Raw genomic sequence first — 14,009 nt, 5'->3', positions numbered from 1 at the left:
AGCGCTGACGCCCGCCGCAGGGTCTCACCCGGTGAGGACCGCGCGGGTGAGAGCGGCGGACAGTCCGCTGTCCGCCCCGAGCGCCACGCCGTCGAGGCTGACCGCCCGCACGGCGCCCATCAGCGCGTTCATCACCAGCACCTCGTCCGCCGAGCGCAGGTCGTCGACGGTCGTCCGGCGGTCCTCGACGCGCAGGCCGCGGTCGAGCAGGAGCCGGCGCACCGCGCCCGCGGTCGTGCCCGGCAGCGCGTGGTCCGAGGTGGGGAACAGCGCGCGCGTGCCGCGGACGACGCACAGCGTCCCGGAGCTGGTCTCCGACACCGTGCCGTCGGTGTTGAGGACGACCGCCTCGTCGGCGTCCTGCCGGCGCGCCCAGTCACCGGCGAGCTTGTAGTAGAGGTGGTTGAGCGTCTTGTGGTCCGCGAGGGGCGTGTGCCGCGGGTGCGGGTAGGTCCGCAGCCGCAGGCCGCCGTGCGCGCTCAGCGCGGTGCGCGGCACGTACCGCCGCGCGGAGACGACCAGCGTCGGGGCGAGCGGGGTCCCGGGCGCGTTGCGGGCGGCCGCGACGATCTTGACGACGGCGGTCACGCCGGTGAGCCCGTTGCGCTCGACGAGCCGGGCGATCACGTCCGCCCACGTCACGTCCGGGGGCGTGCCGCCGAACAGCTCGCGCCATGCCCGCTCGAAGCGTGCGACGTGCGCCGGCAGCAGCACCGGTCGTCCCGCCTCGACGCGCAGCGTCTCGAAGAACCCGTACCCGTAGCCCAGGCCCTCGCTCTCGACCGGCACGGACGCCTCGGTCGCGGGCAGGAACCGGCCGTCCTGCCAGACCGTGCGCACCTCGGCCCGCGCGTCGGACGTGTGCAGCGCCGCCGTGAGCGTGAGGCCCTTGTGCAGGGTCTCCTCGAACTCGCTCGCCGGGTCGGAGTCGATGACGATGCCGCCGCCGACCGAGAACACCGCCCGGCCGCCGCTGAACGTCGCGGTCCGGATCGCGATCGACAGGTCCATCGAGCCGTCGAACCCGAGGTACCCGATGCTGCCCGTGTACACGTGCCGGCGGACCGGCTCGAGCTCGTCGATGACCCCCATCGCCCGGATCTTCGGGCAGCCGGTGACCGATCCGCCGGGGAAGGTCGCCCGCAGCAGGTCGACCGCGTCGCAGCCGGGGGCGAGCACGCCCTGCACCCTCGACACGAGGTGGTGGACGTTCGCGTACGTCTCGAGCCGCTTGTGCGCGGTGACGTCCACGCTCCCTGCGCGGCACACGCGGCTGATGTCGTTGCGGAGCAGGTCGACGATCATCGACAGCTCGGCGTCCTCCTTGGGGCTGCTCAGCAGCTCGGCGCGCAGGTCGGCGTCGTGCGCGGGCGTCGCGCCGCGCGGTCGCGTGCCCTTGATGGGCCGCGTCTCCACGACCCCGTCCCGCAGCCGCAGGAAGCGCTCGGGGGACGTCGAGACCACCTGGTGGTCGCCCGCCTCGACGTAGGCGAAGAACGCCGCGGGGTTGGCGTGGTACATCGTCGCGAACGTCTCGAACGGGTCGCCCGTGAACGGCGCCTCGAAGCGCTGCGACATGTTCACCTGGTACACGTCGCCCTCGACGATGTACGCCCGCACCGCCTCGACGGCGGCGAGGTACTCCGCGCGCGACAGCCCGGACGTCGCCGGGCCGCTGGTGCCGGCCGGGCCGGGCGGCCGGGCGGGGCCTCGCAGCGTGTCGGTGAACCGGGCGACCCGGCGTGCGACCGCGTCGTCGTCGTCCCCCTCGAGGCCCGTCACGAGGAGCGTCGTGGCGTCCGCATGGCGGTCGTGGACGACCAGGACGCTCGGGGCGACGAGGTGCAGGAGCGGCAGCCCCAGGTCGTCGACGCTGGTCCGCGGCAGGTCCTCGAGGCAGTCCTTCAGGTCGTAGGCCAGGTACCCCAGCAGCCCGGCGGGCAGCGGCAGGTCCGGGTGGCCGGGGACGCGCACGTGCTCGAGGACGCGCTGCAGCGCGGTGAACGGGTCCTCCGCCAGCTCGGTGGCGCGGTCACCGTCGGTGATCGTCGTGCCGGTGCGGTGGCCGCGCAGCGTCAGCCACGGGTCGACGCCGAGGACGTGGTGGCGTGCGCTGTCCTGCTCACCGCCGCTGAGCAGCGCGACGGTGCCGGGCAGGTGCGCGAAGCGCCGCACGACGTCCTCGAACGGCTCGTCGAGCCGCAGCGGCTCGCGGTGGACGTCCGTCACGGTGCGCACGCCCCGCAGCGGGGTCGACGGCGGGCGTTCGCTCACGGCAGTCATGATCGCGCTCCTCGGCACTACAGGGTGGTGAAACCGCCGTCGACGGGCAGGTACGTGCCCGTCATGAAGCGCGACAGGTCGCTCGCGAGGAAGACGACGGCACCGGCCATGTCCTCCGGCAGGCCGTTGCGGCGCATCGGGGACCGGGCGGCCACCGACTCCTTGACGTGCGGTGCCATCGGCATGGCGGCGTCCGTCAGCGTCAGCCCGGGCGCCACCGTGTTCGCGCGGACGCCGTGCTGCCCGAGCTCGGTGGCGAGCGAGCGGATGAAGGCGTCGACCGCGGCCTTGGCGGTGCTCTGGGCGAGGAACCCCTCGGTGCTGCGCTTCGACAGCGTGCTGGACACGGCGATGATGCTGCCCTCGCCCCGCCGGATCATCTCGGGCGCCACCGCCTGGCACGGGTGGAACACCGCCTTGAGCTCGTCGCCGACCTTCCGCTCGAGGTCGTCCCAGTCGTACCCGAGGAACGGCGCGTGCCGGAAGTGCATGTGCGCGTTCGTCACCAGGACGTCGATGCGCTCGAAGCGCTCCTGGACGGCCGCGACCATCTCGGTGACGTCGTCCGCGCGCGTCACGTCCGCCCCGAAGACCTCGGCCGTGCCGCCCTCCGCCTCGATCAGGTCCTTGACGTGCCGGGCCTGCGCCTCGCTGTCCCGGTAGTTGACGGCGACGGTCGCGCCCTGCTCGGCGAGCAGCAGGGCCGTGGCGAGCCCGATGCCGCGGCTGCCGCCGGTGACCAGCACCACCTTGTCGTGGAGCAGGCCGGACCCCTCCGCCCGGGGCTGCGGGGCGCGCGCGGCGCGGCGGGAGGACGACGTCCCGTGCTCACCGGCGGGCAGGCGCGCGATCTCGCGGTCGATCGCCGCCGCGAGGGAGTCCAGGCGCGGCGCGTCGAAGAGCTCGGAGAGCCCGAGTGCGACCCCGAACGAGTCCTTCGTCCGGGCCAGGACCCGCATCGCGGCGAGCGAGTGCCCGCCGATCTCGAAGAAGTGCGTCCGCCGGCCGATGCGTGCGGCCGGGACGTTGACGACGAGCCCCCAGATGTCGGCCAGCGTGCGCTCGGTCGCCGTGGCCGGGGCCTCGTACGCGTCGCTCTGCTGCAGCTCGCCCTGCGTCTCGCGCAGGGCGCGGCGGTTCAGCTTGCCGTTGGGCAGCTGCGGCATGGCCTCCAGCAGGACGAACGCGTCGGGCACCATGAAGTCCGGGAGCCGGTCCTGCAGGTACGCGCGCAGCGACGCGACGTCCACCGCACGGCCCGGGTGGCTCGTGAAGAACGCGACCAGCCGGTCGCCCCGGCCCACCACGGCACGGGCCCGGATGCCGTCGAAGCCGCTCATGACCTCCTCGACGTGGCGGACGTCGAGGCGCGAGCCGCGGACCTTGATCTGGAAGTCCCAGCGGCCGATGAAGTCCAGCGTCCCGTCGGGCAGGTACCGCACGACGTCGCCGGTGTTGTAGAGCCGGTCGCTCGGCGCGGTGCCGAACGGGTTCGGCACGAAGCGCTCGGCGGTCAGCGCGTCGAGGCGGTGGTAGCCGTCGGGCAGGCCGACGGTGGCGACGTGCAGCTCCCCGGGGACGCCGTCGGGCACCAGGCGGCCGTGCCGGTCGAGCACGTAGACCCTGGTGTTGGCGATCGGCGTGCCGATGGGCACGAACTCGGACTGCCCGTCGAAGCCCGCCGTGTCGTGGTACGTCACGTCGTTCAGCTCGGTGCACCCGTAGTTGTTGAGCAGCCGCGCGCCGGGGACGACCTCACGGAAGCCCAGCACCTGCGCGCGGGGCAGCGGCTCACCGGCGGTGACGACGACCCGGAGCGCCGGCAGCCGCTTGCCGCTGGACACCAGGTGCTCGATCACGGCCGCCAGGTGCGACGGGACGATGTTGAGGCGGCTGACGTGGTGCTCCGCGAGCGCGTCGACGAACGCGGCCGTGTCGCGGACGGTCGCGTCGGGCAGCACGACCTGCGGGCACCCGTTGAGCAAGCCCGCGAAGAGCTCCTTGACCCCGACCGCGAACGCGAACGTGGTCTTCTGCCCCACGACCTCACCGGTCTCGAACGGCAGGCTCGCCTCGAGCGCTCCCAGCCAGTTGACGAGCTGGCGGTGCGGGACGCGGACGCCCTTGGGCGTGCCGGTGGACCCCGAGGTGTACATCACGTAGGCGACCGCGTCGGGCCGGACGGGCCGGGCCGGCGACGTGCCCGGGACGTGCGGCGGGACGTCGTCGAGCCGGTCCAGCAGCACGCACCGGGCGTCGTCGACCGCGAGCAGATCCTGGCGTGCGGTGTCGCACACGACGGCGCCCGGGCTCGCGTCGTCGAGGATCTGCTGCAGGTACGCCGCCGGGTACGCCGGGTCCAGGGGCACGTACGCCGCCCCCGCCTTCCAGACGCCCAGCAGCGTGCCGACCAGGTCGCCGCCGCGCGGCAGGCACACGGCCACGAGCTCGTCCGGCGCGGTGCCGCGCGCGGCCAGCGCGTGCGCCACCCGCTCCGCGCGGCGGGCGACCTCCCGGTAGCTCCACTCGCCGTGCTCGTCCCAGCACGCCACCGCGTCCGGCGTCCGCTCCGCCTGCGCGTCGAAGCGCTCGACGAAGGTCCAGGCGGGCGCCGGGGTCACCGGTGCCTGGTCGGAGCGCGCCAGCAGCTCGGCCACGTCCGAGGCGCGCAGCAGCGGCAGCTCCAGGACGCGGCGGTCCGCGTCGGCGAGCATGCCCTCCAGCACGCACTGGTGGTGGGCCAGGAGGCGTTCGACCGCACCCCGGTCGTAGAGGTCCGAGGCGTAGACCACCTCGACGGCGAGCCCGTCCCCGCCGCCGGTGTACGACAGCTCGATCTCGCAGCGGGCGGGCACGTGCTCCTGCGCGAGCAGACTCAGGACGGCGTCGTCCGTCTCGTCCGGCTCGGGGAACGGGCGGAACGTGACGCCACCGGGCAGGGGCGTGTCGAGCGACGTCTCGGGGAAGTTCTGGTGCCGCATGACGATGGGGACGAGCGGGTTCTCGCTGCCGCGACGCGCCACGTCGGTCGTCTGCAGGATCCGCTCGAAGGGCACCGGGTGCTCGAACGCACCCAGGACCTGCGCCCGTACGGCCTCGAGCAGGGCGGTGACGGCGCTCTGCTCGTCGATGCGCAGCCGCATCGGCAGGATGTTGACGAAGAAGCCGATCAGCGGCTCGAGCTCGACGGTCGGCCGGTCGGACGTCGTGGTGCCGACGCACAGGTCGTCCTTGTCCGTGTAGCGGCTGAGCGTCACGCCGAGCGCCGCGAGCAGGGTCATGAAGATCGTGCAGCCGTGGGTCCGCGAGAAGCGCTCGAGCGCCTGGGACAGCTCCGGGGAGTAGCGGTGCACGAAGGTCCCGCTGGTCGTGCCGGACCGCAGCTGCCGCGCGTGCACCGTGGGCAGCTCCAGGCTGTCCTCGTAGCCCTCGAGCGTCTCGCGCCAGTACTCGACGTCGTCGGTCAGGTCGGCGGTGCGCTGCTCACGCGCGAAGTCCTGGTACTGGACCGTCAGCGGCGGCAGGTCCGGCTGCTGCCCGCGGCAGAACGCCGCGTACGCGCTCTGGAGCTCACCCAGCAGGACCGCCTTGAGCGACCAGGCGTCCGCGGCGATGTGATGCACGTTCAGCAGCAGCAGGTGCCGGTCGTCCGCCAGCCGCAGCAGCCGCGCGATGTGCACCGGCCCGCGCTCGAGGTCGAAGCGGTGCTCGAGGAGCTCGTCGAGGTGCTTCAGCATCTCGGCGCGGTCGACGGCGACGACCGGCAGGTGCACGCGTCCCGGCGGCGTGACCAGCTGCCGCGGCTCGCCCGTGGCCGTCTCGCCGTACGTGGTCCGCAGGCTCTCGTGGCGCGCGACGATGACGTCGACGCTGCGCTCCAGCGCGGACACGTCGAGGTCGCCCCGCACGAGCAGCACCAGGGGCAGGTTGTAGCTGGTGGTGAGCGGGCTGCGCCGGTGGTGCACCCACAGGCGCTCCTGGAACCACGACAGCGGACTGCCGCTGTCCCCCGGCCCGGGGACCACCTCGACGTCAGCCGTCGACACCGCCGCGCGCACGCTCTCGTCAACGGCCATGCGTGTCTCCCCTGTACCCCCGTAGCGCGATCCGCGCCGCTCTGCGATCCCCCCCACCCCTGGGTGCCCGCCAGAGCCGGCGAGCGCGTGACACCCCGCAGTTCACGGAGGTGCGGCGGTCACTGTAGCGCTTTGGGGCGATTCGTCCCCGATCGTGTTGGGGACCGGACGGTGTCACGGGACTGGTCGACGATAGGCCAGGTCCGCGACGCGGTCAGGACGAGGGGCCTCGGGACGTGCCCGTGCGGCCGCCGGCGACCCCTCCATCGAAGGATGGAACCCCGCCGGGCCGTCCTTTGGAGGCTCGATGGGCACCCCGTCCGGTTCCTAGGTTCGAGAGCGACAAGACCACTCGACCTCCGGAGCACATCATGACCACGCAGACCACGGCCGAGGCGACGAGCACAGCCGTCCGCCTCGTCGACATCCACAAGACCTACCCGGCACGCGAGCCCGTCCACGCGCTGCGCGGGGTGTCCCTCGACCTGCTCGCCGGGTCCGTGACCGCGATCGTCGGTCAGTCCGGCTCGGGCAAGTCCACGCTCCTGAACTGCGCTGCGGGGCTCGACACGCCCAGCCGTGGCTCGGTCGTCGTCGGCGGTCACGACCTCACGACGCTGCGGCCCGACGACCTCACGCGGTTCCGCCGCGAGCACGTGGGCTTCGTCTTCCAGGCGTACAACCTCATCGGGCACCTGACGGCGCGCGAGAACGTCCGGCTGCCGCTGGCGCTCGCGGGCCGGAAGGTGGACACGGCGTGGGAGTCGGCGCTGCTGGAGTTCCTCGGCGTGCCGCAGCTCATGGACCGGCTGCCGGGCGAGCTGTCCGGCGGCCAGGCGCAGCGCGTCGCGATCGCCCGTGCCCTCATCACGAGGCCCGCGGTCGTCTTCGCCGACGAGCCGACGGGCGCCCTGGACTCCAAGACCGGCGCCGCGGTGCTCCAGGTGCTGCGCGACACGGCCCGCGAGCTGCGGCAGACGGTCGTCGTCGTGACGCACGACGCGCAGGTCGCCTCGGCCGCCGAGCGCGTCGTGGTCCTCGCGGACGGGCTGGTCGTCGACCGGCTCGAGCGCCCCACGGCCGAGCAGGTCACCGCCAGCCTCCTCACGAAGGGTCGGTGAGCACGATGTGGCAGCTCGCGTCCACGGGCGTCCGCGCCCACCGCGGTGACTTCGCCGGCACCGCCGTCGTCCTCGCCGTCGCCGCGGCGGTCCTCGCGATCACCGGTGTCCTCTTCGAGTCGGGTACGCGCCTGCAGTCCGGCGGTGACCCGGCCTCCGGGAGCATGCTCGTCTCCCTCGCCTCCTCCTACGCCGGCACGCTGATCGTCGTCGTGGTGATGGTCGTCGCGGCGACCGTGAGCCTCGCGCTGCGCAGCCGCCGGCGGGAGTTCGCGCTGCTGCGCGCCGTCGGTGCGACGCCGTCGCAGGTGCGGCGCACCGTCACGCTCGAGGTTGGCGTGGTCTCGCTCGTCGCCGCTCCCCTCGGGGCGATCGCGGGCCTGTTCGGTGCCCGCCTGCTCGACCCCGTGCTCGTGAGCAGCGGGATGGTCGCACCGGACTTCACGTCGGCGCTCTCACCGCTGCCGGTCCTGGCCGCCGTCGCGCTGATCGTGGTCACCGCGGTGCCCGTGGGCCGGCTCGGGGCCCGGGAGGCCGCCCGCACCGATCCCACCGCGGCGTTGCAGCAGAGCGCGGTCGAGGCCCGGCAGGTCGGGATCGGCCGCCGGCTGACGGCCCTGGCGATGACCCTCGGTGGTCTGGCCATGGCGTTCTCGACGCTGTTCGTCCCCGGCACCATGGGGGCCGCGATGGCATCGCTGTCGGCGTTCATGCTGGTGGGCGCGGCAGCGCTCGCCGGGCCCGTGCTCGTCGGCTGGATCTTCGACCGGGTGGCGCGGATGCACCCGGCGGGTGGCCGTCCGGCCACGATGCTCGCGGTCCGCAACGTGCGCGGCTTCTCCCGTCGGCTGACCACGGTCGTCGTGCCGCTGGCCCTGGTCGTCGCCGCGGCGACCGTCCAGACGAGCGTCAACCGGGCGATCTCGGAGGGCGCGCAGCAGGAGTTCGTCGCCGCGGTCGACGCGGACCTCGTCGTGACACCCACCGAGGGTGCGTCGCCGGACCTGCCCGCGCAGGTCGCCGCGGTGCCCGGCGTCGCGTCGGCCGTGCCGCTCGCGTACATCCCGGGTGAGGTCCGCACCGACGCCGAGGGCGGGGCCATGGCCTGGGAGGCGGCCGCGCTGCGCGTCCTGCCCGTCGGCACCACCGCGGTCGACCCCGACGTCGTCACGGGCTCGCTCGACGGCATCGACGCCCCGGACACCGTGGCGGTCAGCAGCGACACCGCGTTCACGTCCGGTGCCGGCGTGGGCGAGACGCTCACGCTCCGCCTCGGCGAGGACGTCGTCGACGCGACCGTCGTCGCGGTGTACTCGCGGGGCATGGGCGTCGGGGCGATCATCACCGGCCCGGCGACCGCCGAGGCCCACGGCCTGCCCGTGGTGCCCGACACCCTGCTGGTCGACCTCGCCGACGGCGCGGACACGGCGGGTGCCACCGCCGCCCTCACCGCCCTGGGTGCGACCGCGGCCGACCCCGAGACCCACATCGCCACGGCCATGCAGTCGGCCGGCGGCGAGAACGACATCGGGGTCGCGCTGCTCCTGCTGCTGCTCGGCGTCGTGGCGGTCGGTGCGGCGAGCACGCTGGCCATGACCACGGTGGCGCGTCGCGACGAGCTCGCGCTGCTGCACCGCACCGGGACCACCCGCCGTCAGCTCATGGGGATGACCACCGTCGAGGCGGCGGTCACCGGGGTCACAGCCTGGGTGCTCGGCACCGTGGCGGTGGTGCCGGCGGTGATCGGCGTCAGCGCCGGTGTGCTCGACGGGCCCCCGGTGGTGGACCTGCCGTCCTACGGCATCGTCAGTGGGGCCGTGGTCGTGTTCGCGCTCGTCGCGACCGCGCTGGCCGCCCGCCGCACGACGAGGCTGGCGACAGCCGTCGCGTAGCAGGGCCGCAGGGTGCCGGTCGAGGTCACGGACGTGACCACGACCGGCATCCTGCAGCGCCGACGTCTCAGCCGCCTTGGCCGGACGCGGCCGCGGGCGCCGCGAACCGCCAGCGCGTCTGGCTGTAGGGCTCGCCCTTCACGAAGGCGCGGACGGTCCGGGGCGCGACGCGGAAGACGAGCGCCGGCGTCGCGTCGGGGTCGCCCTGGTGGAAACCCCCGTCGCGGACCTCGAAGCGCCACTCCTCGCCGTGCCGCGCGACGTACGCGTCGGCGACCCGGCGCAGCAGCGCGTCGTCCCGCACACGCTCGGCATCGCCCTCGACGACCACGTCGAGGGCCCGGTCCGACGTGCAGTCGGCCGCGGTGAGCAGGCAGGCCGCGCCGTGGGCGAGGTTGCGGGCCTTCTGCTCGTCCGGGCCGGTGCAGAACCACAGCGCGTCGTCGAGCCACACGCTCAGCAGCGGCGTCGCGTGCGGCCGGCCGTCCGGGCGCACCGTGCACAGCAGCAGGGTGGGTGCCGTCTGCAGCCGGTCACGCGCGGTGGGCCAGGCAGGCGGCTCGGCGCCGGGGGAGGAGTACCGGGGATCCAGCTCGGCAGGGGGCTCGGTGGGCGTCGGTGCGGGTGTCGTGGCAGGCGTCGTCATGGCGAGACGGACCGTGCCCGAGGCGCGGACTCATCGGCCGGTGACGGGCGCGCGGACCTGGGCTCCGGAGGGGATCGTCGGCTCGGCGGTGTTCAGCTGCTCGACCGCGAAGCCCGCGGCGGCCTTGTACCGGGCCATGAACGCGGACCGCTCGGGCTCCGGGACGACGTCGTCGATGTCGTCGAACTCGCCGCCGCACCGCTCGTCGACGAGGTCGAGCAGACCGAACGGCCCGGCTCCCCGGTTGCGCAGGACCAGCTGCGAGATCGGCCCGCAGAGCTGCGCGTCGAACGCGGCGAGCGCGTCGGTGCTCACGCCGTGGCGCAGCAGCGCCGCACCGAGGTGGCGGGCGTCCATGATCGCCTGACTCGCGCCGTTGGAGCCCGTCGGGTACATCGCGTGCGCCGCGTCCCCGACGAGCAGGACCGGGCCGTCCTGCCAGGTGGGGACCGGGTCGCGGTCGATCATCGGGTTCTCGTAGACGACCTCGGCGCGGGCCAGCAGGTCCGGCACGTCCAGCCAGTCGTACGTCCAGTCGTCGAAGTGGTGCGCGAACTCCTCGACGCCGACCTGCCGGAACCAGCCGCTGCGCTGCCAGGCGGTGTCGTCGACCGTGAGCTCGGCGATCCAGTTGACGGTCGCCAGGCCGGTGACGGGGTCGGCGGGGGAGATGGGGTAGACGACGACGCGGTGCCGCGCGGAGCCGAGCCCGACGAACGACGAGCCGGTGCGGACCGGCACGGCCTGCGTCGTGCCGCGCCACATCATGGTGCCGCCCCAGTGGATCGGCGGCTGGTCGGGGTGCATCTGCGCCCGGACGGCCGAGTGGATGCCGTCGGCGCCGATCAGCAGGGTGCCGTCCTCGCGCCAGGGCGTCCCGTCGGGGTGCTGCCCGGTCGCCGTGACGGTGCCGTCGGCGTGCGTCTCGTAGCCCGTCACGCGGTGGCCGAGCCGGATCGCGTCCGCGCCGGCGCGGTCCTGGAGCGTCTGCGCGAGCAGCAGCTGCAGCCGGCCGCGGTGCAGCGCGTACTGCGGCCAGCGGTACCCGGCGTCGAGCCCGCGCGGCTCGCTGTAGATGTCGTTGCCGTTGCGCCCGACCAGCGCCCACTCGCGCGCGGCCACGCCGATCGTGTCGAGCACGTCGGGGCCGATGCCCAGGTCGCCGAGCTCGCGCACGGCGTTGGGCTGCAGGTTGATCCCCACGCCGAGCGGCGCGAGCTCGCGCGCGCCCTCGAGCACCGTGAACGGCACGCCGATCTGGTGGAGCGTCAGCGCGACGGCGAGCCCGCCGATCCCGCCACCGGCGACGAGCACCCGTGGTTCCGTCATGTCCCAGGTCCTCATCCCACGCTGTAGAGGTCGATCTGCACGCTGCTCGCGTCGCGCGCGCCCGTGCCGACGAACACCATCCGGTTGAGCCACCGGTAGTCCGGGTGCCCGCTCTCGAGCCGTGCCGTCGAGCGCATGTAGTACGACTCCGGCGGTGTCGGTGCGCCGGACGCGAGCTGCCGCATCACGTCGGGCGGGCCGTGCCGGTACCCCTGGTTGATGATCTCGACGATCGCGCCGTCGGGTGTCTCGAACGCGTAGCGCGCGTGCAGCTCGGCCACGTCGTCGTGCGTGACCGACTGCCAGTCGGCGCCGAGGTGCAGGATCGTCCCGCTGACCTTGCCGGTGACCCGCCCGCCGACGATCGGGATGATGCGCCGCTGACCGAACCGGCCGAGGCCGAGGTCCATGATCGGCGCCAGCTCGACCTCGAGCGTGCAGAACGGTTCCACTTGGGGTGGCTGCAGTGCCAACAAGTGTCCTCCCGGGCGTCGAATGGACGCACCCTACCGGCGCGGCGCGGAACCGGTGCGCGCGGGTCGGTGACCCTGTTCGACGCCGACCGTCGGCCGACGTCACGGCCAGGTCGCGAGCAGGTCGTCCGCCGTCCAGGAGGCGGCGACGGGTGCGTCCTTCTCGACCCCGGCCGGGCACACCGCGACGAGCGGAGTACCGGGATCGACGCCGGGCACGACCTGTGCGTCGGTGGCCAGGCGCACGACCTCGGCGCGGGTCACCGGCCGGGTCGTGCGCCACTTCGTCGTGCCGACGAACGCGACATGTCTGGCCGGGCGGCCGTCCGTCCCGACGAGGTCGATCTCCGGGGTGTTCGTCCGCGGCCACCAGCCGCCGACGTCGGTGACCTGCGGCCACTGGCTGTCGAGGAGGGTTCGTGACACCGCGTCGCGGACGAGCGGTTCGACGGCGCGGCCGCGCCAGCTCGTGAACGAGCGCTCGACCCGCGCCATGGCCAGATCGGGTCGGTCCCGGTCGACCTCGTGCAGCGCCGGTGCGACGAACGGCAGCCAGAACCGCAGGGCCGGGTCGGCGATGCGGTAGCGGCTCTCCCGGGAGGGGGCTGTCGACAGCGGGGTGTCGACGGCGACGACCCGTTTGGTCGTCAGGGTGCCGAGCACGCGTGTGAGCGATGTGGGCTGCAGGCCGCCGGCGGCGTCGCGGATCCGCGAGAAGGTCCGCTCGCCGGCGCCGATGGCGGTCAGGACGCGGCGGGTGAGCTCGCCCTCGGGGAACTCGCTGTCGAGCACCCGCGTCCCCGTCGCGACGAGGGCGGACAGCGGGGACGTGAACGAGCGCGCGAGGAACTCGGTGAGCTGCTCGCCGCGGCGCCACTCCTGGGCGATCAGCGGCTGTCCGCCGGTCACGAGGTGGGCGTCGAACGCCTCGGCACCGCTCGTCCCGGTCATGCGTGCGACGTCCCGCGGCGACAGCGCGTGCAGGACCATCTCGACCGCGCGTCCGTGGAACGGCTGGTCAGCTCGAGTGAGCTGCTCCATCATCGCGAGGTCGGAGCCGAGCAGCAGCAGGAGCACCGGCTTGCGGGACAGCGCGCGGTCCCAGACCCGCTGCAGCTCGCCGGCGCCCCCGGGCACGCCTTCCAGGAGCCACGGCACCTCGTCGATGACGACGACGGACGGTCGCTCGTCGGGTACGGCAGCGGCGAGGAGCGTCAGCGCGGCGGTCAGCGTCGTGGGCCTGGTGTCGGCGGCGACCCCGGCATTCGGCAGGTCCGACGCGGCGACGGCCTGCGCGATCCCGACGAGCTCGTGCTCGACCGGTGCCCCCCGGGCGGCCTGGAAGGTGACGTGCGGAACGTCCGCCCGTGCGACGAGCTCCTCCGCGAGGCGACTCTTGCCGACGCGGCGGCGTCCGCGCAGGAGGACCGCGACCCCGCGGGCGTCGCGGGACCCGTGCTCGACCACGTCGAGCTGCGCTCGCAGTTCGTCGAGCTCCCTGCGTCGTCCGACGAAACCGGCCATCCTGACTCCTCAGATGCGACAGTATCTGCAATGACACTATCATGGGCGATAGTATGGGTCGCGGCGAATGGCGGTCGCCGGCGTCAGTCCGACGGCCCCATCGCACCCAGCACCCTCGCGGACGCGGCACGCGCCTCCTCGGGCGTCCACCCGGCGTCGACCACCATCCGGACGGTCACCGCCCGAGCCTCGGCGACGAAGGTGTCGACCACCCGGCGCGCGGTCGTCCACGGCACGGGGGTCGTCGCGCCTGCCACGAGGCACGACCCCCACGCCCAGCCGTCCGGGGTGCGGGTCGCACTCACCACGCCGAGCTCCGCCCAGTCCATCGAGTCCAGCGCGAAGTCCTCGCCGGGCTCCGTCCCGGCGCCAGCGCTGCAGGGCCTGCGAGCTCGGCGATGCCGAATGAGGGCTCCTCGTACACGACCCGGTCGCCGTCACCGAGGGCGAGGTCCGCCTCGACGTACAGCTGGACGGAGACCGCGTCGAGCGGGATCTTCCGGCCGTGAGCCTGCCGCAGCTCGTGCAGGTCGGGCGTGCCGATGCGCAGCCACGGCTCGGAGGTCGCGCCGGGCGGGGTGGTCGGGGCGCTGCCCCGGCCGGGCGGCGCACGGTCGACGTCGTCGCTGCTCATCGCGGCAGGATGCCACCCGGGCGCCGCAGTG

The 14,009-nt window shown here is 73.9% G+C and carries 10 protein-coding genes; 2 read left to right on the top strand and 8 right to left on the bottom strand.

All coding sequences use genetic code 11. From position 1 onward, the window contains the following. Positions 1-24: 24 nt before the first annotated feature. Positions 25-2,283: an aminodeoxychorismate synthase component I gene (pabB, locus tag IR158_RS13070; RefSeq protein WP_291813704.1), complete on the bottom strand. Its 2,259-nt coding sequence runs from the start codon at positions 2,281-2,283 to the stop codon at positions 25-27. 17 nt (positions 2,284-2,300) lie between these two features. Continuing rightward, a complete protein-coding gene (locus IR158_RS13065; RefSeq protein WP_291813702.1) occupies positions 2,301-6,359 on the bottom strand; it encodes an amino acid adenylation domain-containing protein in 4,059 nt (1,352 codons plus the stop codon). Between the two features lie 371 nt (positions 6,360-6,730). Here IR158_RS13065 and IR158_RS13060 point away from each other — a divergent pair, with 371 nt between their 5' ends. Beyond that, positions 6,731-7,480 (top strand): ABC transporter ATP-binding protein, encoded by a 750-nt coding sequence (locus tag IR158_RS13060; RefSeq protein ID WP_291813700.1) that lies wholly within the window; start codon positions 6,731-6,733, stop codon positions 7,478-7,480. 5 nt (positions 7,481-7,485) lie between these two features. Beyond that, entirely contained in the window at positions 7,486-9,372 is a 1,887-nt protein-coding gene (locus IR158_RS13055) for an ABC transporter permease (protein WP_291813905.1), read from the top strand. A 67-nt stretch (positions 9,373-9,439) separates the two neighbouring features. Here the strand turns inward: IR158_RS13055 and IR158_RS13050 are convergent, their stop codons facing one another. The 6 genes from IR158_RS13050 to IR158_RS13025 all read right to left on the bottom strand — a co-directional run bounded on the left by IR158_RS13050 (position 9,440) and on the right by IR158_RS13025 (position 13,978). Next, the gene (locus IR158_RS13050; RefSeq protein ID WP_291813698.1) at positions 9,440-10,018 is read right to left on the bottom strand and encodes a pyridoxamine 5'-phosphate oxidase family protein; all 579 of its coding nucleotides are present in this window, start codon (positions 10,016-10,018) and stop codon (positions 9,440-9,442) included. Positions 10,019-10,048: 30 nt separating this feature from the next. Beyond that, positions 10,049-11,347 carry a flavin-dependent oxidoreductase gene (locus tag IR158_RS13045; protein WP_291813696.1) on the bottom strand — a complete coding sequence of 433 codons (1,299 nt, stop codon included), beginning with the start codon at positions 11,345-11,347 and terminating at the stop codon, positions 10,049-10,051. An 11-nt stretch (positions 11,348-11,358) separates the two neighbouring features. After that, positions 11,359-11,799, bottom strand: coding sequence for a DUF3237 domain-containing protein (locus tag IR158_RS13040; RefSeq protein WP_291813694.1), 441 nt, complete (start codon positions 11,797-11,799; stop codon positions 11,359-11,361). 123 nt (positions 11,800-11,922) lie between these two features. Then, a complete protein-coding gene (locus IR158_RS13035) occupies positions 11,923-13,344 on the bottom strand; it encodes an ATP-binding protein (protein ID WP_291813692.1) in 1,422 nt (473 codons plus the stop codon). Between the two features lie 83 nt (positions 13,345-13,427). Further along, entirely contained in the window at positions 13,428-13,652 is a 225-nt protein-coding gene (locus IR158_RS13030; protein ID WP_291813690.1) for a hypothetical protein, read from the bottom strand. Continuing rightward, positions 13,646-13,978: a hypothetical protein gene (locus tag IR158_RS13025; RefSeq protein WP_291813688.1), complete on the bottom strand. Its 333-nt coding sequence runs from the start codon at positions 13,976-13,978 to the stop codon at positions 13,646-13,648. The genes IR158_RS13030 and IR158_RS13025 overlap by 7 nt, the downstream gene beginning before the upstream one ends. Positions 13,979-14,009: the final 31 nt, after the last annotated feature.

Source organism: Cellulomonas sp., assembly GCF_015234515.1.
Taxonomy (GTDB): domain Bacteria; phylum Actinomycetota; class Actinomycetes; order Actinomycetales; family Cellulomonadaceae; genus Cellulomonas.
The sequence above is the reverse complement of the archived record's forward strand: the minus strand, read 5'-3'. Positions and strand labels throughout refer to the sequence as shown.